This is a genomic window from Photorhabdus luminescens subsp. luminescens (genome assembly GCF_001083805.1).
GTDB classification, from domain to species: Bacteria; Pseudomonadota; Gammaproteobacteria; order Enterobacterales; family Enterobacteriaceae; genus Photorhabdus; species Photorhabdus luminescens.
Map to the genome: position 1 here is coordinate 295,252 of NZ_JXSK01000004.1, position 24,360 is coordinate 319,611.

Annotated in this window: 24 protein-coding genes and 1 pseudogene; 23 read left to right on the forward strand and 2 right to left on the reverse strand. The window is 43.2% G+C overall.

All coding sequences use genetic code 11. From position 1 onward, the window contains the following. Positions 1-80 precede the first annotated feature (80 nt). The 17 genes and pseudogenes from TI10_RS12270 (at position 81) to crcB (ending at position 16,359) form a co-directional block, all read left to right on the forward strand. Entirely contained in the window at positions 81-821 is a 741-nt protein-coding gene (locus tag TI10_RS12270) for an amino acid ABC transporter permease (protein WP_049583628.1), read from the forward strand. Further along, positions 822-1,496, forward strand: coding sequence for a glutamate/aspartate ABC transporter permease GltK (gene gltK / locus TI10_RS12275; protein WP_015835275.1), 675 nt, complete (start codon positions 822-824; stop codon positions 1,494-1,496). Continuing rightward, positions 1,496-2,221 (forward strand): amino acid ABC transporter ATP-binding protein, encoded by a 726-nt coding sequence (locus TI10_RS12280; RefSeq protein ID WP_049583630.1) that lies wholly within the window; start codon positions 1,496-1,498, stop codon positions 2,219-2,221. The genes gltK and TI10_RS12280 overlap by 1 nt, the downstream gene beginning before the upstream one ends. Positions 2,222-2,383: 162 nt before the next feature. Beyond that, a complete protein-coding gene (gene leuS, locus TI10_RS12285; protein ID WP_049583631.1) occupies positions 2,384-4,966 on the forward strand; it encodes a leucine--tRNA ligase in 2,583 nt (860 codons plus the stop codon). A 13-nt stretch (positions 4,967-4,979) separates the two neighbouring features. After that, entirely contained in the window at positions 4,980-5,528 is a 549-nt protein-coding gene (gene lptE, locus TI10_RS12290) for an LPS assembly lipoprotein LptE (protein ID WP_049583633.1), read from the forward strand. Then, the gene (holA, locus tag TI10_RS12295) at positions 5,525-6,565 is read left to right on the forward strand and encodes a DNA polymerase III subunit delta (RefSeq protein ID WP_049583634.1); all 1,041 of its coding nucleotides are present in this window, start codon (positions 5,525-5,527) and stop codon (positions 6,563-6,565) included. The genes lptE and holA overlap by 4 nt, the downstream gene beginning before the upstream one ends. Beyond that, the gene (gene nadD, locus TI10_RS12300; protein ID WP_049583635.1) at positions 6,549-7,226 is read left to right on the forward strand and encodes a nicotinate-nucleotide adenylyltransferase; all 678 of its coding nucleotides are present in this window, start codon (positions 6,549-6,551) and stop codon (positions 7,224-7,226) included. The genes holA and nadD overlap by 17 nt, the downstream gene beginning before the upstream one ends. Before the next feature lie 98 nt (positions 7,227-7,324). Further along, positions 7,325-7,651, forward strand: coding sequence for a ribosome silencing factor (gene rsfS, locus TI10_RS12305; protein ID WP_074525019.1), 327 nt, complete (start codon positions 7,325-7,327; stop codon positions 7,649-7,651). A gap of 2 nt (positions 7,652-7,653) precedes the next feature. Then, positions 7,654-8,124 carry a 23S rRNA (pseudouridine(1915)-N(3))-methyltransferase RlmH gene (gene rlmH, locus TI10_RS12310; protein WP_049583636.1) on the forward strand — a complete coding sequence of 157 codons (471 nt, stop codon included), beginning with the start codon at positions 7,654-7,656 and terminating at the stop codon, positions 8,122-8,124. A 39-nt stretch (positions 8,125-8,163) separates the two neighbouring features. Next, positions 8,164-10,059 (forward strand): peptidoglycan DD-transpeptidase MrdA, encoded by a 1,896-nt coding sequence (mrdA, locus tag TI10_RS12315; protein WP_049583637.1) that lies wholly within the window; start codon positions 8,164-8,166, stop codon positions 10,057-10,059. A gap of 8 nt (positions 10,060-10,067) precedes the next feature. Further along, entirely contained in the window at positions 10,068-11,180 is a 1,113-nt protein-coding gene (gene mrdB / locus TI10_RS12320) for a peptidoglycan glycosyltransferase MrdB (RefSeq protein WP_049583638.1), read from the forward strand. A 13-nt stretch (positions 11,181-11,193) separates the two neighbouring features. Further along, positions 11,194-12,203: pseudogene (gene rlpA / locus TI10_RS12325) on the forward strand (endolytic peptidoglycan transglycosylase RlpA). Between the two features lie 160 nt (positions 12,204-12,363). After that, positions 12,364-13,575: a D-alanyl-D-alanine carboxypeptidase DacA gene (gene dacA / locus TI10_RS12330; protein ID WP_049583802.1), complete on the forward strand. Its 1,212-nt coding sequence runs from the start codon at positions 12,364-12,366 to the stop codon at positions 13,573-13,575. Between the two features lie 157 nt (positions 13,576-13,732). Further along, the gene (gene ybeD, locus TI10_RS12335) at positions 13,733-13,996 is read left to right on the forward strand and encodes a DUF493 family protein YbeD (protein WP_011145617.1); all 264 of its coding nucleotides are present in this window, start codon (positions 13,733-13,735) and stop codon (positions 13,994-13,996) included. Positions 13,997-14,127: 131 nt separating this feature from the next. Next, complete coding sequence (gene lipB / locus TI10_RS12340) at positions 14,128-14,769, forward strand: lipoyl(octanoyl) transferase LipB (RefSeq protein ID WP_049583639.1); 642 nt, start codon at positions 14,128-14,130, stop codon at positions 14,767-14,769. Between the two features lie 110 nt (positions 14,770-14,879). Continuing rightward, positions 14,880-15,845 carry a lipoyl synthase gene (gene lipA, locus TI10_RS12345; RefSeq protein WP_049583640.1) on the forward strand — a complete coding sequence of 322 codons (966 nt, stop codon included), beginning with the start codon at positions 14,880-14,882 and terminating at the stop codon, positions 15,843-15,845. Between the two features lie 139 nt (positions 15,846-15,984). After that, complete coding sequence (gene crcB / locus TI10_RS12350) at positions 15,985-16,359, forward strand: fluoride efflux transporter CrcB (RefSeq protein WP_049583803.1); 375 nt, start codon at positions 15,985-15,987, stop codon at positions 16,357-16,359. A 76-nt stretch (positions 16,360-16,435) separates the two neighbouring features. On the opposite strand, the gene cspE is transcribed toward crcB, so the two are convergent. Both cspE and TI10_RS12360 read right to left on the reverse strand, forming a co-directional pair. Then, a complete protein-coding gene (gene cspE, locus TI10_RS12355) occupies positions 16,436-16,645 on the reverse strand; it encodes a transcription antiterminator/RNA stability regulator CspE (RefSeq protein WP_021323071.1) in 210 nt (69 codons plus the stop codon). A gap of 218 nt (positions 16,646-16,863) precedes the next feature. Next, entirely contained in the window at positions 16,864-17,325 is a 462-nt protein-coding gene (locus TI10_RS12360) for a methylated-DNA--[protein]-cysteine S-methyltransferase (RefSeq protein WP_011145612.1), read from the reverse strand. 331 nt (positions 17,326-17,656) lie between these two features. Between TI10_RS12360 and nrdH the strand changes: the two genes are divergently transcribed. The 6 genes from nrdH (at position 17,657) to proW (ending at position 24,299) form a co-directional block, all read left to right on the forward strand. Continuing rightward, positions 17,657-17,887 carry a glutaredoxin-like protein NrdH gene (nrdH, locus tag TI10_RS12365; protein ID WP_049583641.1) on the forward strand — a complete coding sequence of 77 codons (231 nt, stop codon included), beginning with the start codon at positions 17,657-17,659 and terminating at the stop codon, positions 17,885-17,887. A 13-nt stretch (positions 17,888-17,900) separates the two neighbouring features. Next, complete coding sequence (nrdI, locus tag TI10_RS12370) at positions 17,901-18,317, forward strand: class Ib ribonucleoside-diphosphate reductase assembly flavoprotein NrdI (RefSeq protein WP_049583804.1); 417 nt, start codon at positions 17,901-17,903, stop codon at positions 18,315-18,317. A gap of 2 nt (positions 18,318-18,319) precedes the next feature. Next, entirely contained in the window at positions 18,320-20,449 is a 2,130-nt protein-coding gene (gene nrdE / locus TI10_RS12375) for a class 1b ribonucleoside-diphosphate reductase subunit alpha (RefSeq protein WP_074525017.1), read from the forward strand. A gap of 20 nt (positions 20,450-20,469) precedes the next feature. Beyond that, the gene (gene nrdF / locus TI10_RS12380) at positions 20,470-21,429 is read left to right on the forward strand and encodes a class 1b ribonucleoside-diphosphate reductase subunit beta (RefSeq protein ID WP_049583642.1); all 960 of its coding nucleotides are present in this window, start codon (positions 20,470-20,472) and stop codon (positions 21,427-21,429) included. 592 nt (positions 21,430-22,021) lie between these two features. Next, positions 22,022-23,221, forward strand: a complete 1,200-nt coding sequence (gene proV, locus TI10_RS12385; protein WP_049583643.1) for a glycine betaine/L-proline ABC transporter ATP-binding protein ProV — start codon at positions 22,022-22,024, stop codon at positions 23,219-23,221. Continuing rightward, positions 23,214-24,299 (forward strand): glycine betaine/L-proline ABC transporter permease ProW, encoded by a 1,086-nt coding sequence (gene proW, locus TI10_RS12390; protein WP_049583645.1) that lies wholly within the window; start codon positions 23,214-23,216, stop codon positions 24,297-24,299. The genes proV and proW overlap by 8 nt, the downstream gene beginning before the upstream one ends. The last annotated feature ends 61 nt before the right edge of the window (positions 24,300-24,360 follow it).

A 24,360-nucleotide genomic window follows, 5' to 3' on the forward strand; every position in this document is an offset into this window, starting at 1 on the left:
CGTTCCCTACCTCGCTTTTTTTTCTCAGCCAATCAATCGCTTTCAGGGGATCAAGTTACACCCTCACAGGGAGTATTATTATGTCAATCGATTGGAACTGGGGTATCTTTTTGCAAGCTGCCCCTTTCGGCAATACGACTTATCTAGGCTGGTTGATAGCTGGATTTCAGGTGACGATTGCCTTGTCTATCTGCGCCTGGATTATCGCTTTTATTGTCGGCTCGCTGTTCGGCATTTTACGCACTGTTCCCAATAAAATATTATCTGGGATAGGTACCTGTTATGTTGAGCTCTTTCGTAACATACCACTGATAGTTCAATTTTTTATCTGGTATCTGGTTGTACCTGAATTACTGCCAGAAAAAACCAGTCAATGGTTTAAAACCGAACTGGACCCTAATATCCAATTTTTTCTCTCATCCACGGTCTGTTTAGGTCTTTTCACCGCTGCACGTGTGTGCGAGCAGGTTCGCGCCGCCATACAATCACTACCGCGCGGCCAAAAATCGGCCGGGCTGGCAATGGGGCTAACCTTGCCACAAACCTATCGCTATGTCCTATTACCCAATGCCTATCGAGTGATCATTCCACCCATGACGTCAGAAATGATGAATCTGGTAAAAAACTCCGCCATCGCCTCCACTATCGGCTTGGTAGATATGGCAGCACAGGCAGGTAAGCTACTTGATTACTCAGCACATGCTTATGAAACATTTACGGCCATTACACTGGCCTATATCGCAATCAATCTGGTGATTATGCTTGCCATGCACTTGCTTGAGAAAAAAGTACGTTTACCGGGTAATATTGGAGGTCAATAAATGTACGAGTTTGACTGGAGTTCGATTGTCCCCAGTATCCCATTTCTGCTACAAGGCTTAGTCATTACAGCAAAAATCACTATTATTGCGGTTGTTGTTGGTATTCTCTGGGGAACCGCGCTGGCCGTTATGCGGCTCTCTTCGGTAAAAGTACTGAGCTGGTTTGCCACTTTATATGTCAATCTGTTCCGTTCTGTACCATTAGTTATGGTACTGTTATGGTTCTACCTGATTGTGCCTAGCCTAGTGCAGAATGTTCTGGGGATTTCTCCGAAAACAGATATTCGTTTAATTTCAGCTATGGTTGCATTCGCCTTTTTCGAAGCGGCTTACTATTCAGAAATTATCCGGGCAGGAATTCAGAGTATCTCCCGCGGGCAATCTTCGGCAGCACTGGCATTGGGTATGACGCCAATGCAAAGTATGAGACTGGTTATCCTGCCTCAGGCATTCCGTGCGATGACTCCGCTATTACTGACACAGGGGATCGTACTGTTTCAAGACACCTCATTGGTGTATGTGCTCAGTCTAGCGGACTTTTTCCGTACTGCGGCAAATATCGGTGAGCGTGATGGCACTCAGGTCGAAATGATCCTATTTGCTGGTTTGGTTTATTTTATTATTAGTATTGCCGCATCTATGCTGGTTAACTATTTGAAGAAAAGGACTGTTTGATGATCTCCCTGAAAAATGTATCCAAGTGGTATGGCCAATTTCAGGTTCTCTCCGACTGCTCAACTGAAGTTAAAAAAGGTGAAGTCGTTGTGGTCTGTGGCCCATCTGGCTCAGGCAAATCCACCCTGATAAAAACGGTTAATGGTCTGGAATCCATCCAACAGGGTGAAATTCTGGTTAATGACATTAAAGTTAATGACAAAAACACCAATCTGGCGCAACTACGTTCAAAAGTCGGCATGGTGTTCCAGCATTTTGAACTGTTCCCCCATCTATCCATCATTGAGAATTTAACTCTAGCGCAGATTAAAGTACTTAATCGTGATAAAAAAGCGGCAGAAGAAAAAGGATTAAAATTACTTGAACGCGTTGGGCTTGCCAGTCAAGCGAATAAATTCCCGTCTCAACTTTCCGGTGGTCAGCAACAACGTGTAGCAATCGCCCGAGCTCTTTGTATGGACCCAATTGCCATGCTATTTGACGAACCCACTTCCGCACTCGACCCTGAAATGATCAATGAAGTGCTTGATGTCATGGTTAAACTGGCAGACGAAGGGATGACCATGATGGTTGTTACTCACGAAATGGGCTTCGCCCGTAAAGTAGCCAACCGAGTTATCTTTATGGACGAAGGCAAAATTGTTGAAGATAGCAAGAAAGAAGATTTCTTTGCGAATCCAAAATCAGATCGCGCCAAAGAATTTTTAGCTAAAATTCTTCATTAGCCTCATTTCATCACCGGTGGTGACACCCGTCGCCACCGGATTTTCCCTCAGAACCCCTGTTTCTTATATATCAAATCAGATATGCTATGCCGATCTCATATTTTACCAACTAAATGATTGCTACAAGCGTAGCTTTTTACTCACCATAGGATTATCGGTGCCATGCAAGAACAATACCGTCCAGAAGATATAGAGCCGCAAGTTCAGCTTCACTGGCAAGAGAAGCAAACTTTTAAAGTGACAGAAGATAACAGCAAAGAAAAATATTACTGCCTGTCCATGCTACCTTACCCTTCTGGTCGACTACACATGGGCCATGTACGCAACTACACTATCGGCGATGTTATCTCCCGCTACCAACGTATGCTTGGTAAAAACGTCCTGCAACCCATCGGTTGGGATGCGTTTGGCCTGCCTGCGGAAGGGGCCGCAGTCAAAAACAATACCGCGCCTGCTCCGTGGACCTATGCCAACATCGAATATATGAAAGGTCAATTGAAAACACTGGGCTTCGGTTACGATTGGGATCGTGAAGTCACAACCTGTACTCCAGAATATTACCGTTGGGAACAGTGGTTCTTCACCAAATTGTATGAAAAGGGCCTGGTTTATAAAAAGACCTCCGCAGTTAACTGGTGCCCTCACGATCTGACCGTTCTGGCTAATGAACAAGTGGTCGATGGCTGTTGTTGGCGTTGTGACACTAAAGTTGAACGTAAAGCAATTCCGCAATGGTTTATCAAGATCACTGATTATGCCGAAGAGTTGTTAAATGATCTGGATACACTGGAAGAGTGGCCAGAACAGGTCAAAACCATGCAGCGCAACTGGATTGGCCGTTCCGAGGGAGTAGAAATCACTTTTGATGTGGTTGATAGTCAGGAGAAGCTGACCGTCTATACTACTCGACCTGATACTTTCCTCGGCGCTACTTATGTTGCGGTTGCCGCCGGTCATCCTCTGGCAAAACAAGCAGCAAAAAATAACTCTGAACTGGTTGCTTTCATTGATGAGTGCCGTAATACCAAAGTTGCAGAAGCAGATATGGCAACAATGGAGAAGAAAGGCATAGCAACCGGTATGTTTGCTATTCATCCATTGACCAAAGAGAAAGCGGCAATCTGGGTTGCAAACTTCGTTCTGATGGAATACGGCACCGGTGCTGTCATGGCAGTTCCCGGCCATGATCAACGCGATTGGGAATTTGCGACAAAATATAACCTGCCAATGAAAGCCGTTATTCTGGACAGTGAAGGTAATGAACCAAATGTTCATGAAGCCCCGGTAACGGATAAGAATGTTCTGTTTAATTCCGGTGAATTTAGCGGCCTGAATCACGAAGCTGGTTTTAATGCCATTGCGGATAAACTGGTGGAAATGGGCGTAGGTAAACGTAAAGTCAACTATCGTCTGCGTGACTGGGGGGTTTCCCGCCAACGTTACTGGGGCGCTCCTATTCCAATGGCAACACTGGAAGATGGCACAGTTGTTCCTGTCCCAGCAGATCAACTGCCTGTTATTCTGCCGGAGGATGTCAAAATGGATGGCATCACCAGCCCAATTAAAGCTGATCCTGAGTGGGCGAAAACCACTATCAACGGCCAGCCAGCACTACGAGAAACAGATACCTTCGATACCTTTATGGAATCTTCCTGGTACTACGCTCGCTACACCTGCCCAGATTATGACAAAGGCCTGCTCGATCCAGCAGCGGCTAACTATTGGCTGCCAGTTGACCAATACATCGGTGGTATCGAACATGCCATCATGCATCTGATGTATTTCCGTTTCTTCCACAAACTGATGCGTGATGCGGGCTTGGTCAATTCCAATGAACCTGCTAAACGCCTGTTATGTCAGGGCATGGTTCTAGCCGATGCTTTTTATTACATCGGCAAAAATGGTGAAAAAATCTGGGTTTCCCCGGCTGATACTATCGTTGAGCGCGATGATAAAAGCCGTATTATTAAAGCAACGGATAAAGAAGGCCATGAGCTGGTTTATACCGGCATGAGCAAAATGTCTAAATCCAAAAACAACGGTATCGACCCACAATTGATGGTAGAAAAATATGGTGCTGATACCGTTCGCCTGTTCATGATGTTCGCTGCTCCACCAGAACTGACGCTAGAATGGCAAGAATCCAGTGTTGAAGGGGCAAACCGCTTCCTGAAACGTGTGTGGCGCTTGGTTTATGAACACAGCAGCAAAGGTGCAACCCAACCACTGGACGTCGCAAACCTGACAGTAGAACAAAAAGATCTATTCCGTGATCTACACAAAACCATCGCTAAAGTCACAGATGATGTTGGTCGCCGCCAGGCATTCAATACTGCTATCGCTGCCGTAATGGAATTGATGAATAAACTGACCCGCGTACCACAAGAAACTGAGCAGGATCGCGCTCTGATGCAAGAAGCGTTGTTGGCGGTTGTTCGTATGTTGTCACCAATAACTCCTCATGCTTGTTTTACTATGTGGCAAGCTCTGGGCGGTAAGGGTGACATTGATACGGCTGATTGGCCACAAGCTGATGAACAGGCAATGGTTGACGATACCAAGTTAGTCGTCATTCAAGTTAACGGTAAAGTGCGTGGTCGTGTTACTGTGCCAGCCGATGCGACTAAAGAATATGTTCATGATATGGCAGCAAAAGAGTATGGTGTGGCGAAATACCTTGAAGACGTCACTATTCGCAAAGTCATTTATGTACCAGGCAAACTGCTGAATCTGGTCGTCGGCTGATAAAGGAGGCAATGTGCGACATCGTATATTAACGTTGTTGCTGGGGTTAGCGGTGTTGGTCACCGCTGGCTGCGGTTTTCATCTGCGCGGCACCACTCAGGTGCCGCCGGAACTCAAAAAACTACAATTAACAAGCGGTGACCCATATGGGCCACTAGCCCGTTCTGTTCGCCAACAGCTTCGTCTGAATAACGTCACTATCCTTGAGGATGGTAGCGCTGATATTCCGATTTTGAAGTTAATCGGCTCTTCTGAAAATAAAGATACTGTCTCTGTTTTCCAAGATGGTAAAGCTGCTGAACGCCAATTGACGCTGTATGTCGATGCTCAGGTCATTATGCCAAACGGTAGCGTATATCCGCTACGATCCAGGATTGACCGCTCTTTTTTCGACAACCCGTTAGAAGCCCTGGCGAAAGATGCTGAAAACGAGATTATCAATCAGGAAATGCGTGAACAAGCTGCTCGCCAGTTAGTTCGCCAGCTATTGACCGTTCATAGCGCAGAAAAGCAGAAAGCCAGAGAAAAACAGGCGGAACAGCAAGCTGCGCAAGCACAATGATCAAACTCTATCCCGAACAACTGATTTCGCAGCTCAATGAGGGGCTGCGAAACTGTTATCTGATATGGGGTAATGAACCCCTGCTACTACAGGAAAGCCAGGATCATATCCGCAAGGCTGCTGAAAAGCACGCTTTCACTGAACACTTCAGCTATACACTAGATAATCATACCGAATGGGATGAAATATTCAGTGTTTGTCAGTCATTAAGTCTGTTTGCCAGCCGTCAAACACTCACTTTGCTCCTGCCGGAAAATGGCCCTAACGCAGCAATGGCTGAACAACTGGTAAAACTGGCAGGGCTTCTTCACCCAGATATACTGCTAACACTACGTGGTCTGAAATTGACCAAAGCTCAGGAGAACAGTAACTGGTTCAAAGAGTTAGGAAAAAACGGCGTTTATGTCAGTTGCCAGACACCAGAACAGAACCGTCTGCCGCAGTGGGTTGCCCAACGGGCCAAAGCCATGAAATTGACGCTGGAAGAACAGGCCAATCAACTGCTGTGTTACTGTTATGAAGGAAATTTACTGGCGTTAGCTCAGGCGCTTGAGCGACTCTCCCTATTATACCCAGATGGTAAACTGACCTTACATCGTGTCGAAAATGCGGTGAATGACGCAGCTCACTTTACACCTTATCACTGGGTAGACTCGCTATTATCGGGTAAAGCAAAACGAGCCTGGCATATTCTGAAACAGTTAAAACAGGAAGATTGCGAAGCTGTCATTCTATTACGTACCGTACAGCGTGAATTGCTGCTGCTCCTCACACTGAAACGTCAAAGTACCACAACCCCGATGAAAACACTGTTAGATCAGCATCGGGTATGGCAAAACCGTCGCCCATTACTGGCAAGCGCACTGCAACGTCTAACTCAACATGATTTGCAGCGAGCGATTCATTTACTTGTACAGATGGAACGCCAGATTAAACAGGATTACGGCCAGTCTATTTGGTCAGATTTAGAAACGCTTTCCATGCTGTTATGCGGAAAAACCTTACCTGAGAGCTTTCTTAATGCCTCATACCACTAATTCTACTTGCCCGAAGCAACCCGTTATTCAAGCATTATTTGGTGGAACATTCGATCCCATCCACTACGGGCACTTGCAACCAGTTGAAACCCTTGCATATCAAACTAGCCTGAAACAGGTGATTTTACTACCAAATCACGTTCCCCCACACCGCCCACAACCGGAAGCCACTGCACAACAGCGGCTTGAAATGGTACAACTGGCAGTACAGGATAACCCTCTGTTTACCGTCGATAAGCGTGAACTGGAGCGCACTACCCCCTCCTACACAATTGATACGCTAGAGTCATTCCGTCAGGAACTTGGTCACGAGCAACCACTGGCATTTATAATCGGCCAAGATGCTTTATTATCACTGCACACTTGGCATCGTTGGCAAGAACTGCTGAGTCTCTGCCACTTGCTGGTCTGTGCTCGTCCTGGTTATCAAACCCAGTTTTCCACAACTGAAATGCAGCAATGGCTTACAGAACATCGAGTCTGCGCTCCAAACCAGCTCGGTAATCAACCTAACGGTTATATCTATCTGGCAGATACACCTCTGCTGCCTATCTCAGCAACAGAGATCCGTCAACGCCGCCAGCAAGGGTTAAGCTGTGACGATTTACTTCCCCCTTCCGTACAAAAGTATATAGATTCACAGGGGTTATATCGCCAATAGCGAAATCTGCCTCGATTAGTCGCTTAGTTGGCTTACCCTTAAGTGACCTGACATGCTATTATTCCGCACTATTTAATCAATTGTGATAAAAAATAAGGATGAGCCTTTTGCAAGGTAAAGAACTCCAACAGTTTGTTATTGATAAGCTTGAAAACTCCAAAGCACAGGATATCGTTTCCCTTGATGTTCAAGGGAAATCCAGTATTACCGATTGCATGATTATCTGCACCGGAACCTCCAACCGTCACCTGATGTCTGTCGCAGATAATCTGGTTGATGACTGTCGTGCGAGCGGCCTGATCCCACTTGGCGTTGAAGGACAGGGTGTATCTGACTGGATTGTCGTAGACCTCGGTGAAGTTATCGTACATGTCATGCAAGAAGAGAGCCGCCGCATGTATGAACTTGAAAAGCTCTGGAGCTGAGTTTGAAGCTGCAATTAATTGCTGTAGGTACAAAAATGCCGGACTGGATACAAGCCGGCTTTACAGATTATTTGCGCCGTTTCCCCAAAGACATGCCATTTGATCTGGTAGAAATTCCGGCTGGCAGACGGGGCAAAAATGCAGATATTAAGCGCATTCTGGAAAAAGAAGGCGAACAGATGCTGGCCGCTATTGGTAAAGGCAACCGTATTGTTACCCTGGACATTCCGGGTTCCCGTTGGGAAACACCTCAACTAGCCCAACAGCTTGAACATTGGAAACAAGATGGTAGAGATGTCAGTTTATTAATAGGCGGGCCAGAAGGCCTCGCTCCAGCATGCAAAGCTGTCGCAGAACAAAGCTGGTCACTGTCACCGCTGACTTTACCTCACCCTCTGGTCCGGGTTTTGGTTGCGGAAAGCCTGTACCGGGCATGGAGTATTACCACCAATCATCCCTATCATCGGGAATAATTTGGTTATCAACGGATAAAAGCGAATTCTGGCAATGGGATGAAAAATAAACGTACTCCTTTTCGTGATTATACGGCTGAATCAGCCCTATTTGCTCGCCGCGCATTGGTGGCGTTTATTATCATCCTAGTACTGACTGGTATCCTGATAGCTAATCTTTACCATTTACAAATTACTCGCCACGAAGACTATCAAACCCGTTCAAACGAAAACCGTATTAAACTGGTTCCAATTGCGCCAAGCCGCGGTATCATCTATGACCGTAACGGTACACCATTGGCGCTTAATCGAACCATCTACCAGTTGGAAATCATCCCCGAAAAGGTAGAACATCTTGAGCAAACGCTGAATGATTTACGTAATGTTATCGATCTGACTGACGAAGACATTGCCAACTTTGAAAAAGAGCGTAAGCGCTCGCGCCGCTTCACTTCTATTCCATTGAAAACTTCACTTGATCATATTCAAGTCGCACGTTTTGCCGTTAACCAATATCGTTTCCCTGGTTTTGAAATAAAAGGCTACCAACGCCGCTTCTATCCTTATGGCTCAGCACTGACACATATCATCGGCTATGTTGCTAAAATCAATGATAAAGATGTAGAACGATTGGATAAAGAAGGTATTTTACCTAATTACGCCGCTACCCATGACATCGGCAAACTGGGTATTGAACGCTACTATGAAGCTGTTTTACATGGCAAAACAGGTTATGAAGAAGTCGAAGTGAATAACCGAGGCCGCGTGATACGCCAATTACATGAACAACCGCCACAGGCTGGACAAGATATTTACCTCACTATCGATCTCGAATTGCAGATCTACATTGAGAAACTCCTCACAACCAGCCGTGCTGCGGTCGTTGTCAGTGATCCACGTAATGGGGAAATTCTGGCGCTGGTATCTAACCCAAGCTATGATCCAAACCTATTCGTAAACGGTATCTCAAATAAAAACTACCAAGAACTATTAAACAATCCTGACAGGCCGCTTATTAATCGTGCTACTCAAGGGATCTACCCTCCAGCTTCAACAGTGAAACCTTTTATTACCGTTGCAGCACTAAGCACAGGCGTTATCAATAAAAATACCACCATTTTTGATCCGGGTTGGTGGCAATTACCGGGTTCAGAAAAACGCTACCGTGACTGGAAACGTTGGGGGCATGGTAGTCTCAATGCACATAAAGCCATTGTAGAATCAGCGGACACTTTCTTCTATCAAGTTGCCTATGATATGGGCATTGATCGTCTATCTGAATGGATGACCAAGTTTGGCTATGGCGAAAACACTGGTATCGACCTAGCCGAAGAACGCACCGGTATCATGCCTACTCGTGAATGGAAACAAAGAAAATATAAAAAACCTTGGTACCAAGGAGATACCATTCCTGTCGGCATCGGCCAAGGATATTGGACAGCAACCCCTATTCAAATGGTGAAAGCGCTGATAACCTTAATTAACGACGGTAATGTCAAAACCCCACATCTGCTGCTAAGCAAGAAACTGAAAGGTGAGATGATCCCTTATCAACAAACAGAAAATATTCAGATTGGCGATATCCATTCAGGATACTGGGAATTGGCAAAAAGCGGTATGTACGGTGTTGCTAACCTGCCAAACGGTACCGGCCACAAGAGTTTTATCGGCGCACCTTACAAAGCAGCGGCCAAATCGGGAACAGCACAGGTCTACAGTTATGAAACCTACAATGCCAGTAAAATTGCTGAACATTTACGGGATCACAAACTGATGATTGCTTTCGCGCCTTATGAAAATCCGACAGTAGCCCTTTCCATTATTTTAGAGAATGGCGGCGCAGGTCCAACAGTGGGAACTCTTGTTCGCCAAATCCTCGACCATGTACTATTAGGGGATAACAACACAACATTGCCAAATACTGTCCCTACACCTTCCGGAACAGAAAGTGACTGATTAACATCATGACAGAAAACCAAAAAAGGGTTCCTCTCTGGACCAGATTACATATTGACCTACCGTTACTACTGTGCATTTTGGCATTGCTGATATACAGCGCTTTTGTGATGTGGAGCGCCAGCGGTCAAGATATGGGTATGATGGAGCGCAAAATTGGCCAAATTGGCGCCGGACTGGTTGTCATGCTCATCATGGCGCAAATTCCACCAAGAGTTTATGAAAGCTGGGCGCCCCATCTCTATATTGTTTGTGTCATTTTACTGATTTTTGTCGATGCTTTCGGGCAAATAAGTAAAGGTGCGCAACGCTGGCTGGATTTAGGCATCATCCGCTTCCAACCTTCTGAGATTGCCAAGATCGCAGTACCACTGATGATCGCACGCTTTATGAACCGCGATTTATGCCCCCCATCGCTGAAAAATACCACTATCGCTCTGATGCTCATTTTTCTGCCGACTTTACTGGTCGCCGCTCAACCAGACTTGGGGACTTCAATTCTGATCGCGGCTTCTGGCCTATTCGTCCTGTTCCTTTCTGGCATGAGTTGGCGGTTGATCGGTATCGCAGCGCTACTGTTAGCCTGTTTTATCCCTATTTTATGGTTCTTCCTGATGCATGGCTATCAGCGCGATCGCGTCATGATGCTACTTGATCCAGAAAGCGATCCACTAGGTAAGGGTTACCATATTATTCAATCAAAAATCGCGATTGGCTCCGGTGGTTTATCAGGTAAAGGTTGGCTACTAGGAACACAATCTCAATTAGAATTCCTGCCAGAACGTCATACAGATTTCATATTTGCCGTACTGTCGGAAGAACTTGGTTTAATTGGCGTATTACTGTTATTAGCATTATATATGTTATTAATTATGCGTGGACTGGTCATCGCAACTAGGGCACAGAACACTTTTGGCCGGGTTATCGTCGGCGGTCTAGTGTTAATCTTGTTTGTTTATATCTTCGTCAATATCGGCATGGTGAGTGGTATCCTGCCTGTAGTAGGCGTTCCTTTGCCATTTGTCAGTTATGGCGGCTCAGCATTAATCGTCTTAATGGCTGGTTTCGGCATTATCATGTCGATTCACACACACCGAAAATTGTTGTCTAAAAGTTTATAGAGAAGAGGTTTCAATGCGTCAACACTGGCTTATACTTGGCATGATTGCAGCCCTGCTATCCGGCTGTACTACTCCTGACAAACAAAGACCTGCCCCGTTACCAGCAGTACCAACACAGGATGTTCTGGGAGCAGAACCTCGCTACGAGCCTTATCATCCTAGCGCCAATAATGATTATCAGGTGAACGGACATACTTATCACATTGTGCAAGATCCGTCTCAGTTCAGTGAAACAGGCTATGCGAGTTGGTACAGTGAAGAATCTAGCGGCAAAATGACCGCAATTGGCGAGCGTTTTAATCCTTATGCGCTGACAGCCGCCCATCCTACCCTGCCAATTCCAAGTTACGTCCGTGTGACCAACTTGAGCAATGGCCGCATGATGATTGTTAGAGTCAATGATCGTGGTCCTTATAAACCAGGGCGAATTATCGATCTCTCGAAGGCTTCTGCTGAACGCTTAAACCTGACTCAAAGTACCAAAGTTAAGGTTGATTTTATTGAGGTGGCCCAGGACGGTTCTATATCTGGTCCCGGTACCATTGGCAGCCAGATAGTTAAACAGAGTTACGCTCTACCGGGTAGACCAACGCTGACAACCAGCCCACTAGGAACACCAACAATGGAGAACGTCCCCGATCAAACTGGCAGCCAGCCTTTAACAAATCAGCCGGTGGAACAGACTCAATCATGGATGGCACAACCGGAAACTACTGAGCAATTACCCGCAATGAAACTGCAACCCCTACACCTGTTACAAACAGTACTTCGACAGTAACAGCGCCAACAGCCACCTTAGCAAACGGTTTTATGGTGCAGGTTGGCGCGGTTAGCAGTGAGCAACGAGCAAAAGAGTGGCAACAAACGCTGGAGCAACGCTTTAATGTTCAAGGACGCATAACTCAATATAGTAACGTTTATCGTGTACAGTTGGGGCCATTCAACAATCGCCAGCAAGCTGCCGATTTACAACAAAAACTGGCTGACCAGATACAGCAATCTTCTTTTATCGTCAGTCCCTAATCGTTCTTTACTGATATCTCACTTTGATTCAGATATCAGTAAGAGGAGTAAAAAAATGTAAACCTGAGTCTTGTCAAAATTTGGCAATGTCAGTATTTTTTTCATTTGCTATGATGTGGCTCGATATCAACCTTTTCTCACGGATGCTGTCCAACCGACCATGAAATATACAACCACTTCTCGTTTTATAAAAAGCGCTACCTTGAGTATTGCGCTGGCAATAAGTGCTTCTGCCTTTGCCAATGGAAATGATGTCAACCTGAAAACGATGATCCCAGGCGTGCCTCAGATCGATGCGGAAGCTTATATCCTTATCGACTATAATTCAGGCAAAGTGCTAGCAGAGATGAATGCAGATGCACACCGTGATCCTGCCAGTCTGACAAAAATGATGACCAGTTATGTTATTGGTCAAGCAATTAAATCAGGCAAAATCCATCCAAATGATATGGTCACTGTTGGCACTGACGCATGGGCAACAGGTAACCCAGTATTTAAAGGCTCTTCCCTGATGTTCCTCAAGCCAGGCGATCAGGTCTCTGTTTCTATGTTATCCCGCGGTATAAACTTACAATCCGGTAACGATGCCTGTGTTGCAATGGCAGATTATGTTGCCGGTAGCCAAGAGTCTTTCGTTAATTTAATGAATGGTTATGTAAAATCACTTGGATTAAAGAATACGAATTTCAAAACCGTTCATGGTCTGGATGCAGAAGGCCAATACAGCTCCGCCCGCGATATGGCGCTGATTGGTCAAGCGCTGATTCGTAATGTTCCCGAAGAGTACTCCATCTATAAAGAAAAAGAGTTTACCTACAACAATATCCGCCAGACAAACCGTAACGGTTTATTGTGGGATAAAAGCCTAAATGTCGATGGTATCAAAACTGGTCACACTAACGCCGCGGGCTATAATCTGGTTGCTTCTGCAACGGAAGGCGATATGCGTCTGATTTCTGCGGTATTAGGCGGCCACACTTATAAAGGCCGAGAAACAGAAAGTAAGAAACTACTGACCTGGGGTTTCCGTTTCTTTGAAACTGTTGCTCCTCTGCAAGCAAACAAAGAGTTCGCTTCTGAACCAGTCTGGTTTGGCGATAACGATAGGGTTCAGTTAGGTGTTGATAAAGATGTCTATCTGACTATTCCCCGTGGCCGTCTGAAAGATCTGAAAGCCAGCTATGTCATGAATAATAGTGAATTACATGCACCACTAGCGAAAAATCAAGTCGTAGGTACTATCAACTTTCAGCTTGATGGCAAAACTATTGAACAGCGGCCTTTAGTCGTCATGAATGAAGTAAAAGAAGGCGGTATCTTCAGCCGCTTTATCGATTATATCAAGCTACTATTTCATCATTGGTTTGGCTGATTCTTGAGATAATTAATCGATAAACAGAACCCACCAAAGCGAATCGGGCTACCGCCCGATCGCAATAAGCCCCCACGTTTTAGGGCGGGGGAAAGTATCAAATTTTACAGAAGAAACTGACCGTATATATCGCGGAAAGCAAAAACAGGAGCGCCCCATGAAAACGAAATTAAATGAACTACTTGAGTTCCCTTGTTCATTCACTTACAAAGTGATGGGCTTGGCGGAGCCTGAGTTAGTCAATCAAGTCGTTGAGGTAGTTCAACGCCATGCGCCGGGCGATTACTCTCCACAAGTGAAACCAAGCAGCAAAGGCAACTACCACTCAGTATCGATTACCATCAATGCGACTCATATTGAGCAGGTAGAAACGCTGTACGAAGAGTTAGGTAACCTTGAACTGGTACGGGTCGTGTTGTAATAGAAACCAAAAAAATCCCCTATAATTCCACAGGGGATTCTTTATCTATCAGAAATACCACCGTTTCAGGCGCACTAAACTGGTGAGAACCTCTTCTGAGGGTTATACTGACCAAATCTTATAGCTATCAAATGAAGTTTCAATTGCAACATAAAACGATTTTCTTACGTCAATTAGGAATACAACCCTACGAGCCGATTTCTGATGCAATGCACTTGTTTACTGAGCAACGAGATACTAATACATCTGATGAAATCTGGCTGGTACAGCATCCAAAAGTCTTTACTCAAGGACAAGCAGGTAAAGCTGAACATTTGCTATCCCTTGGTGATATTCCGATTATTCAATCCGATCGTGGTGGACAAGTCACTTATCATGGCCCTGGTCAGCAGGTTATGTATGTCATGATTGACATTAAACGTGCCAAAATTGGTGTACGGCAACTGGTTACGGCGATAGAGGATACTGTCATTAAAACTCTTGCTCACTTTGGTGTGAAAGCCCATGCCCGCCCGGATGCCCCTGGTGTCTATGTCAATGAAGCCAAAATTTGTTCCCTTGGATTACGGATACGCAAAGGTTGTTCTTTCCACGGGTTAGCCTTCAATATCGCAATGGATTTAGAACCTTTTTTGCGTATTAACCCTTGTGGCTATGCTGGCATGAAAATGATTCAACTCAGTGATTTAGTTCCTGGAATTACTGTTGAGCAAGTACAACCTATTTTGGTGGAGAAATTTTGCCAGCAGTTAGGATTTAAACTGAACAATTAAAGATGCTATAATTTTTTAACATTCTTCAAAAATTTTTTAATGGCTTATCATACAGTAGATTGAATGATAAATCTCAACCTGATGAATTTAACACTGGAACCAGCACGATTATGAGTAAACCAATTCAGATGGAACGCGGCATTAAGTACCGCGACGCAGACAAAATGGCGCTGATCCCTGTCAAAACAGTGATGACCGAACGTACAGAAATCTTGCGTAAACCTGAGTGGATGAAAATCAAACTTCCTGCGGATTCCAGCCGCATTCAAGGCATCAAATCCGCCATGCGCAAAAATGGTCTGCACTCCGTTTGTGAAGAAGCATCCTGCCCGAACCTAGCCGAATGTTTCAATCACGGTACAGCAACCTTTATGATCCTTGGCGCAATTTGCACCCGCCGTTGTCCTTTCTGTGACGTTGCACACGGCCGCCCAATGGCGCCTGACACCAACGAACCAGTAAAACTGGCGCAAACCATTAAAGACATGGCTCTGCGCTACGTTGTCATCACCTCCGTTGACCGTGATGATCTACGTGACGGCGGCGCTCAACACTTCGCTGATTGCATCTCTGCTATTCGTGAAAAAAATCCATCTATCAAAATTGAAACTTTAGTGCCTGACTTCCGTGGGCGTATGGACCGTGCACTTGAAATACTGACAGCGACACCGCCCGATGTCTTTAACCATAACCTGGAAAACGTACTCCGGGTTTACCGTCAAGTACGCCCTGGCGCAAACTATGAATGGTCACTAAAATTACTTGAAAAGTTTAAAGAAGCCCATCCTAATATTCCAACTAAATCAGGTTTGATGGTCGGCCTCGGTGAAACCAACGAAGAAATTCTTGATGTTATGCGTGACCTGCGCCGCCACGGTGTAACTATGCTGACTCTGGGACAATATCTACAGCCTAGTCGTCATCACTTACCGGTACAACGCTATGTCAGCCCGCAGGAATTTGATGAAATGAAAGAAGAAGCGTTAGCTATGGGGTTCACCCATGCCGCCTGCGGTCCATTTGTCCGTTCTTCTTATCATGCTGACTTGCAAGCCAGAGGTGAAGAGGTCAAATAACCCAGTTTCTTATACCCTATGGATTTCAAGCTGCATCGCGACGGCAAGGGAGCGAATCCCCGGGAGCATAGCAAACTATGTGACCGGGGTGAGCGAGTGCAGCCAACAAAGAGGCAGCTTGAAAGATGACGGGTATATTATGATTAATATTATTCTGGCTGTATTTATCGGAGGTGGCTTAGGCAGCGTATTACGCTGGTTTATCAGCCTCCGCCTTAATAGTATTTCTGCTAATATTGCGATTGGCACCCTTACCGTTAACTGTATTGGTGCATTAATTATCGGGCTAGGGTTAGCCTATTTTAATAAATCTACACATCTTGATCCGGCCTGGAAATTGATGTTGACCACCGGTTTTTGCGGAGGCTTAACAACCTTTTCCACATTTTCTGTTGAAATTGTTTATTTGTTACAGGACGGAAAACTAGGATGGGCACTGGGAACAGTTTTGCTTAATCTTTTTGGATCATTATTAATGACCACGTTAGCTTTTGTATTGATGCATAAACTTTAGATTAAAATTATCTACACATCACACAAGCCAAAAAAAACCCGTTGAAATAACGGGTTTTCGAAATACGGAGTTAAAATCAGATAGCGACAACGTTTACAGCAGATGGACCTTTAGCGCCGTCAGTGATTTCAAACTCTACTTTTTGACCTTCTGCCAAAGTTTTAAATCCGTTACTCTGAATAGCAGAGAAATGCACGAATACGTCTTTGCTACCATCTTCTGGAGTGATAAACCCGAATCCTTTAGATTCATTAAACCACTTAACGTTACCTTTAATTTTTGACATCAAACTTACCTTCAACGTGAAAATTAAGACACAAAATCTGTGTCGCATACAGTACAGCAAATAAGTTGGTTCATTGTCTACAACCAAGATCACGAAAAGCATAATAAAATACGATAGATGTTATCTTTAATTTAGTTTTACCACTAAATAATACACATATATAAATATCTAAACCCTCCCTGGTCTTTTATCACACAATTTACCCAATAAACAAATGACTAGGTTTTTTCATGTTCCAATAGCCAGCTTTTAATATTCAAGCCTCCGGTATATCCTACCAATTTACCATCATGTCCAATAACTCGATGACAAGGCACAATTAATGAGATCGGATTCCGAGAATTAGCCATTCCTACCGCGCGACAATAATTAACTGAACCTAATGCTAATGAAAGTTGCTTATAACTCCACACTTCTCCAAATGGGATCTTACATAGCTGTAACCATACACGCTGCTGGAATTCAGTTCCTGCTGGATTGAGTGGAACAGAAAACTCAGTACGCTTACCCGCAAAATATCCCCGTAACTCTTTCACGCACTGCTTAGTAATATCATTTTTTACTTCAGGCGCTGTTTTTTCATCAACAAAATATAGACTGGTCACCCCCTTATCATCCGCAGTGATATGAATATACGGTTTAGGAAATCCTTTGGGTGTATCAAAATAGTGATGATACATAACCACCTCCATTGAAAAAAATATCAATCATTATAGGGATTAGAGTAAATCGTCTTTTCGACAAATTGCAATGATGAATTCAGTTGCTCCCTTACCACCGACTAGAAAACTTAAACTTGTCTGAAGGCGAAAAACCTACCAACAAACAGAGAATAACCAACATTGTAATTTTAATGATAGTCACTCGGTGTAAAATTAACACCATATATAGTATGGTTGAAATAAAATTACACTATATATAGTATAGTTCAAGTTCTGGCCTTTAGTAAAATTATCACTCATGAACCAAATTTTGCCATTACATGCCCACAAACTGACAAAGGAGTCGTTAATGAGCATTACCATTTATAGCAAACCGGACTGTGTACAATGCAGCGCAACCTATCAGGCGCTAAGCCGAAAAAACATTCCTTACCAGATTGTCGATTTGACTGAAAACCCGCAGGCTTTAGCGACTATCCGTACTATGGGCTACCAACAAGTTCCTGTGGTTGTTGCCGGCACACAGCATTGGTCGGGATTTCGTCCTGATAAAATCAACGCATTAACCGAGAATTTGTAGGTTTATTATGAACATAAATCCGCTGATCTATTTCTCCAGTTCGTCCAGTAATAGCCATAGATTTGTTCAGAAACTGGAGATACCAGCCTTTCGTATTCCGATAAATCAATCAGGTAGCCCATTAAACGTAACCTCTCCTTACATTTTACTGACCCCCAGTTATGGTGGCGGCAATGCTAAAGGCGCGGTTCCGCCACAAGTGATTCGGTTTCTAAATATCGCCAAAAACCGAGCATTAATCCGGGGAGTCATCGCGGCCGGGAATACCAACTTTGGCGAAGCTTACGGCATTGCTGGACGGATAATCTCAGAGAAATGTCGAATCCCCCTTCTATACCGTTTTGAACTGCTGGGTACTGAAGAAGATGTACAACAGGTACGCCAAGGTATTCAAAGATTCTGGCAATATGATTCATTAGAGAATACGTAATTATGACTTTTCAAATTAATGCACAACAGGATTATCATGCTTTAAATGCTCTGCTTAATCTGTACGATAGCGAAGGAAAGATCCAATTTGATAAAGACAAACTGGCTATTCATGACTATTTTCGCCAGCATGTAAATCCAAACACACTATTTTTCCATAGCCTAAAAGAGAAGCTGGATTTCCTCCAACAACAGGGATATTACGAAACAAATGTGCTGGAGCAATACGATTTTACTTTTATTAAAAAGCTCTTTCAGCAAGCCTATAGCAAAAAATTCCGCTTTCAAACCTTTCTGGGCGCATTCAAATATTACACCAGTTATACTCTGAAAACCTTCGATAATAAGCGTTATCTGGAACGCTATGAAGATCGTATATGCATGGTAGCACTGACCCTAGCCCAAGGCGATCAAATGCTGGCTTGTCGTCTGGTGGACGAGATGATCAGTGGCCGTTTTCAACCAGCAACGCCAACTTTCCTTAATTGCGGTAAGAAACAGCGAGGAGAATTGGTTTCCTGTTTCCTGCTGCGCATTGAAGACAATATGGAGTCCATCGGACGTTCAGTTAATTCGGCATTACAGCTTTCAAAACGTGGCGGTGGAGTCTCATGCTTACTCAGTAATCTGCGAGAAACAGGTGCGCCAATAAAAATGATTGAAAATCAATCATCAGGCGTTATCCCAGTAATGAAAATGCTGGAAGATGCATTTTCATACGCCAATCAACTCGGTGCACGCCAAGGCGCAGGAGCGGTTTATCTCCATGCTCATCACCCCGATATTCTTCGTTTTCTAGATACAAAACGGGAAAATGCCGACGAAAAAATCCGTATAAAAACACTCTCTATTGGCGTCGTGATTCCTGATATCACCTTTAAGCTGGCTAAGCATAATGAAGATATGTATCTATTCTCACCTTATGATATTCAACGGGTTTATGGTGTGCCAATGTCCGAAATTAGCATGACAGAAAAATATGCTGAAATGGTGAATAACCAACAAATTCGGAAATCAAAAATCAATGCCCGTGAATTTTTCATGACGTTAGCTGAGATCCAATTCGAGTCTGGTTATCCCTATATTATATATGAAGACACAGTGAATAATGCTAACCCAATTAAAGGTCGGATCAATATGAGTAATTTATGTTCCGAAATTTTACAGGTTAACAGTGCCAGCGAATATGAAGATGATTTAAGTTACCGCCATATTGGGAAAGATATTAGTTGTAATCTGGGCTCAATGAATATTGCTCATGCAATGGATTCACCAAATTTTGCCCTCTCTATTGAAACCGCTGTCCGTGCTTTAACCGCAGTATCAGATATGAGCCATATCCGTTCAGTTCCTTCTATCGAAAAAGGAAATCAGGATTCTCATGCCATTGGTTTAGGGCAAATGAATCTTCACGGCTACCTGGCAAGAGAAAAAATTCCTTATGGTTCTGAAGAAGGAATAGATTTCACCAATATCTATTTCTACACCATCACTTATCATGCTCTGCGTACTTCTAATCAGATCGCCATTGAACGCAATAGCTACTTTAAAGGTTTTAAAGATTCTCGTTATGCCAGTGGTGAGTTTTTTAATAAATATATAGAAAGAGCATGGCAGCCTCAGACAAAAAAAGTCTCTCAATTGTTTGAACAAGCAGGAATAATCATCCCTAATCAACAAGACTGGCTTGAATTAAAAACCTCAATTATGACTCACGGTATTTACAATCAAAATCTTCAAGCTATTGCTCCTACAGGTTCTATTTCATATATCAACCATTCAACCTCAAGCATTCACCCGATTGTATCCCGTATTGAGATCCGTAAAGATGGTAAAACAGGACGAGTATATTACCCGGCGCCATTTATGACCAATAATAATCTTGAATATTACCAAGATGCTTACGAAATAGGACCGGAAAAGATTATTGATACCTATGCTACAGCCACTCAACACGTTGACCAAGGATTATCACTGACACTCTTCTTCAAAGACGATGCCACTACCCGTGATATTAACAAAGCACAAATTTATGCCTGGCGTAAAGGAATTAAAACCCTTTATTACATCCGTCTGAAACAAACTGCTCTGGAAGGCACGGAAGTACAAGATTGTGTTTCATGCTCACTGTAAAATGATTCTGGAAATTTATTATGATTAGTAATCCTATATGTGCAATTAACTGGAACCGAATTGAAGATGAAAAAGATCTAGAAGTTTGGAACCGGCTGACAACTAATTTTTGGTTACCGGAAAAAATTCCCTTATCCAATGACATTCCTTCATGGAATACCTTGACGACAGAAGAAAAAGAGCTGACTATCCGGGTATTTACCGGACTGACGCTACTGGACACAATTCAGAACACTGTTGGTGCTCCAGCGTTGATGGAAGATGCCCTGACCCCCCACGAAGAAGCGGTTATGTCTAACATTAGTTTCATGGAAGCTGTTCATGCACGTTCTTATAGTTCCATTTTTTCAACATTATGCCTAACAACTGATGTAGATGATGCTTATCGCTGGAGTGAAAGGAATTTTTCATTACAGAATAAAGCCAAAATTATACTAAATTATTATAGTCATCATCATCCATTAAAGAAAAAAGTTGCCAGTGTTTTTCTAGAATCATTTTTATTTTATTCAGGTTTCTATTTACCCATGTATTGGTCAAGTCGAGGCATATTAACAAATACAGCCGATTTAATCCGACTTATTATCCGAGACGAAGCTATTCATGGTTATTATATTGGATATAAATTTCAGCAATCATTAAATAAATATTCAGAGTTAGATCAAAAAGAAATTAAAGAATTCGCTTTTTCATTATTATTAGAACTATACAAAAATGAAATTAAATATACAGAAGAACTTTATGATATTGTTGGCTGGACTGAAGATGTTAAAAAATTCTTGCATTATAATGCCAATAAAGCGTTAATGAATCTTGGCTATGAAATCTTATTTCCTTCAGAAATAACAGATGTCAGCCCTGCAATCCTCTCTGCATTATCACCAAATGCCAATGAAAACCATGATTTCTTTTCTGGTGCAGGTTCATCATATGTTATTGGTAAAGCCATTAATACCGAAGATGAAGATTGGAATTTTTAAAGAGAATGACTTGACTTTATAGAGAATACTTCAAAATAACCATAATACTCTAATATTTTAATGTCCATATTCTAGCCTGCTTTTTAAACGATAAAACGCCATAAAATCCTTATATTTTTATGGTGTTTTTTTATGATTATCGCCATTCCTATGGATATTTTTTGCCAGAAACAGCCATTCATATCATGTCAAACAACAAAAAACATTAACATAGCTAATTAATTTCAAATTAAATTTCATATTAATCAGATATAATAAACATGATAAACTAATAACATATTCTATTTACGACATGGTGAATAATTTATTTGCCAACTAAACACAAAAATATATTAATAACAGCAATATAGAGAAAACCCACCCTTTCAATAACAGCATAAATTTAGGCAAAATAAATCGCTAATAACAATAAAATTACGACAAATACATTTAATTTAAGCCATTCAATATTACCAATTTTTACATTAATTGTTATTAACATAGGGTTGTCAGGCTCTCTCAGTATGTTAGGGTATATATATTCAAAGAATCATGCAGAGATGAATAATGCATAACGCCATTACATAACCATTGAAAGGAAGATAACTATTTCATGGCAATTAAACTTGAAGTTAAAAACCTCTATAAGATATTTGGCGATCGTCCTGAATATGCTTTCAAATTACTGAATTCGGGTTTGAGCAAAGATCAGATATTTGAAAAGACAGGTATGACTGTTGGTATACAAAATGCCAATCTGACTATTGAAGAAGGCGAAATATTTGTCATCATGGGATTGTCTGGCTCTGGCAAATCCACAATGGTACGCCTTCTCAATCGCCTGATAAAACCGACTCGCGGCCAGGTATTAATTGATGGTGAAGATATTTCTGAGATTTCAGAAACAGCGTTAAGAGAAATTCGCCGTAATAAAATCAGTATGGTTTTCCAATCATTTGCACTGATGCCACATTTAAATGTACTGGAAAACAGTGCTTTTGGTATGGAACTTGCCGGAATCACCAAACAAGAACGCAATAAAAAAGCGCTAGATGCCCTGAAACAGGTAAACCTGGAAAATTATGCGCAATCCTATCCAGACGAGCTCTCAGGCGGAATGCGCCAACGTGTCGGGCTTGCCAGAGCGCTGGCTAATAACCCAGATATTTTGCTGATGGACGAAGCGTTTTCTGCCCTTGATCCATTAATTCGTACAGAAATGCAAGATGAGCTGTTAAGTCTGCAAGGCAATCAACCACGGACTATCGTCTTTATCTCCCATGATTTGGATGAAGCAATGCGTATCGGCGATCGGATCGCCATTATGCAAGACGGTGTTGTTGTACAGGTCGGGACACCTGATGAAATCTTGAATAATCCAGCGAATGATTATGTGAAAACTTTCTTTCGCGGCGTAGATATCAGCCATGTATTTAGTGCTAAAGATATTGCCCGCCGCCGTCCTGACTCTCTGCTTCATATTGCACCCGGTTTTGGCCCTCTTTCTGCATTGAAAGTTCTCGATGACGAAAACAGAAACTATGGTTACCTGATCGAACATGGACAAAAATTCGCCGGTATAGTTTCCGTAAATTCATTGGAAAAATCATTACGGGAAAAAAAATCTATCGAACACGCCATATTAGCGGAACCAACCGCAGTTGCCGCAGATATGCCCCTCAACGAGCTAATTGCTGTTGTCGCACAATCACCTTGTGCAGTTCCGGTGGTTGGAAATGACGATAAATATATCGGCGTTATTTCCAAAGGGATGCTGTTGCAGGCATTAGATAAGGAGACACCAAATGAGTAATCAAAACGAGCATCAAACTCAGCCTGAACAGAATACACGGGATACCTCCCCCAGCGCTGCCGATAATACAGATCCCTGGAGCAGCGAAACCTATACTGATAATTCAACAGGTTCTGACTGGCTGGATGCACCTGCAACTACGGTACAGCCTGAACATTTCAATATCATGGACCCATTCCAGCACCCACTTATCCCCTTAGATTCATGGGTAACCCATGCTATTGATTGGATTGTGCTAAATTTTCGGCCCGCATTTCAGGGAATACGCGTCCCCATTGATTTTGTTCTCAGTGGCTTTGAACAATGTCTGACTTCAATACCGGCCCCTATTGCCATCCTATTTTTTGCCTTGATTGCCTGGCAGTTATCAGGCATTGGTATGGGTATTACCGCTCTGATTTCTCTGGTAATTATTGGTGCAATAGGCGCATGGTCTGAAGCAATGGTCACTCTGTCATTAGCTCTGACATCTCTGTTGTTCTGCATTATCGTTGGCTTACCACTGGGTATCTGGCTGGCACACAGCAAAAGAGCCGCAAAAATTATCCAACCTCTACTTGATGCCATGCAAACCACACCAGCATTCGTCTATCTGGTCCCGATTGTCATGCTATTTGGCATCGGTAACGTGCCTGGGGTTATCGTCACCATTATCTTTGCTCTACCTCCGATTGTCCGTCTGACAATTTTAGGCATCAAACAAGTTCCGACAGATCTGGTAGAAGCAGCTGAATCTTTTGGCGCCAGCCCTCGCCAAATGTTGTTTAAAGTTCAATTACCACTGGCTATGCCAACCATTATGGCCGGTGTCAACCAAACCCTGATGCTGGCCCTATCAATGGTTGTTATTGCATCAATGATTGCCGTTGGTGGTTTAGGCCAAATGGTTTTGCGAGGTATTGGCCGTCTTGATATGGGACTTGCCACCGTAGGCGGAGTTGGAATTGTTATTCTGGCGATTCTCCTTGACCGCCTAACACAGTCTCTTGGCCGCGGTAACCGGACTAAAGGGGTAAATCTCTGGTATGCCACTGGACCAATTGGATTAATTACCCGTTTATTCGGCCAAAAAGCATAACCTTCAAAAACACCTATCAAACCACAAGAGTTTGGTAAACACATGATGACTGCAACAGGAG